This window comes from Streptomyces synnematoformans (assembly GCF_039531005.1).
GTDB classification, from domain to species: Bacteria; Actinomycetota; Actinomycetes; order Streptomycetales; family Streptomycetaceae; genus Streptomyces; species Streptomyces synnematoformans.
Map to the genome: position 1 here is coordinate 1 of NZ_BAAAPF010000702.1, position 1,020 is coordinate 1,020.

At 78.5% G+C, this 1,020-nt stretch carries 1 protein-coding gene and 1 pseudogene; both read right to left on the reverse strand.

Annotation, left to right across the window (positions count from 1 at the left end; translation table 11 throughout):
* A partial coding sequence (locus tag ABD317_RS37225; RefSeq protein WP_344296540.1) for a hypothetical protein occupies positions 1 to 258 on the reverse strand: 258 nt, incomplete at its 3' end.
* Between the two features lie 371 nt (positions 259 to 629).
* A pseudogene (locus ABD317_RS37230) lies at positions 630 to 1,020 on the reverse strand (precorrin-6y C5,15-methyltransferase (decarboxylating) subunit CbiE); the annotation flags it as partial.

The following is a 1,020-nucleotide window of genomic DNA, read 5'->3' on the forward strand; positions in this document are numbered from 1 at the left end:
TCCCCCGGCGGAGGCGGTGCCGCCGCCCGAGGGCACATCCCGCGCGCCGGCGTCCGGGGCGGCCGCACCGGCCGCCGGGTTCCGCTGCTCCGTCCACGCGCCCTGCGCGCCGGGCAGGAACAGCAAGTCGTCGTCGTCCGCCGGGGGCGCGGGCGCCGCGGCGCCCGGCCGCGCGGTGCCGGGGGCGGGGAGGTGTTCTCCGGCGGCGTCGTCCGGCCCCGGCTGGTGCCCCTCCGGGAGCTTGCCGGTGTCAGTCATGCGTCCGTACCCCTCGCCCATCGTTCCAGCTCCTTCTCCGACCGTTCGTCCGGCAGCAGCCCTCTCGGGACAGACGGCCGCCCATAGCTGGAACGAGCACACCCCGCTCGGCGGCACGACCGTCCCGCAGGGTTTGCGTTCCCGACAACTGCGACAAGACCCCCGGACATTACCGGCATTCGGCAACGCTGCCACCAATGCCAGCTCACGGCACAACAGTCGGCCAGCCTACCCGCAATCCGCCCGCGGGTCCGGCTGGGGTCGAGGCCGGAGGGCGTGGTCCGGTGCACCGCGGGGAGCCCCGGCGCACGCCTCCCGCGCACCCGGAGCGCGCCGTGCGCGGCACCCGGCGCGCCCGGTGGCGCCCCGGCTCAGGCGCCGCGGCTTCCCGCGATCAGGAACACGACGCTGCGCTCCCGCTCCCGCCACCCGGCGCCCTGCCCCGCGGGCGCGGGGGCCTCCGGGTCGAGGTCGACCGACTGCAGGAGCGAGACCTCCACGGCGTATCCGGCGTCCGCGACGGCCCGTACGACCTCCTCGGCGCCGTCCCGGGTGCGGGCGTGCGCGACGATCCGCTCCGGGCGCCGGGCCGCGCACTCCGCGACGACGGCCGCGCCGCCGCCGCCGACCCGGACGACGTCCGGCTCCGGCAGGTCGTTGAGGACGCCGGGGGCGGTGCCGTGCACGGCCTGCAGCAGCACCCCGAAGCGGCGGGACGCGGCGGCGGCGCCGGCGCAGGCGTCGGCGTCGCGGTCGACGGCG